The sequence below is a fragment of the Streptomyces axinellae genome (assembly GCF_039532135.1).
In the GTDB taxonomy this organism is placed as follows: Bacteria; Actinomycetota; Actinomycetes; order Streptomycetales; family Streptomycetaceae; genus Streptomyces; species Streptomyces axinellae.
Genome location: NZ_BAAARJ010000090.1, coordinates 1 through 594, shown reverse-complemented (window position 1 = coordinate 594; position 594 = coordinate 1). Strand labels below are relative to the sequence as shown.

Here is a 594-nt window from a genome sequence, read left to right as displayed (position 1 = left end):
CAGTATGGGCTGCCGTGCGATGTCGCGGGCATCAAGGCAGCCGTGGGGCCGGATGTTGTGGTGATCGAGGATGTGGCCCAGACCTGGGGCTCCACGGTGAACGGCGTCCCGGCCGGGTCGCTTGGCATCCTGGCCGTCACCTCCTTCGGCCCGTCCAAGCCGGTGGCCCTCGGCGCGGGGGGCGCGCTCCTCGGGCCGCCTGAGCTGGTGACGGGGGCAGTCGCGCGCGGGGACGGCAGGGACCGGCTGCTGGCCCGGCCGCCTTCTCCGGCACGGTTTCCCGCACCGCTGCTGGCCGCGCTGCCGGCTGCGCTGGAACGCGCCGACCACCTGCTGCGGCAGCGTCGGGCGGCAGTGGCCCGCTTCGCGGCAGACGAGCTGGCCGCAGCGTTCCGGCTGCCCCCGGCACCGCCGGACTCCACCGCCGGCTGGACCAGGACCCCGCTGTATCCCCTGGCGCCCGCGGCCTCCGATACCCGGGCGCAGGTCGAGCGGCTGGAGGCGCGCTACGGGCCGGTCCAGCACATGCACGCGCTGCCTCCGTCCGCACTGCCCATGTTCCGCCGAAGCACCGTACGCGTGGTGCCCGGCGGG

At 75.6% G+C, this 594-nt stretch carries 1 protein-coding gene; it reads left to right on the top strand.

Annotated features, from left to right (window positions below; genetic code table 11):
* On the top strand, positions 1-594 hold a 594-nt coding region (locus ABD339_RS33575; RefSeq protein WP_344570951.1), incomplete at both ends, for a DegT/DnrJ/EryC1/StrS family aminotransferase.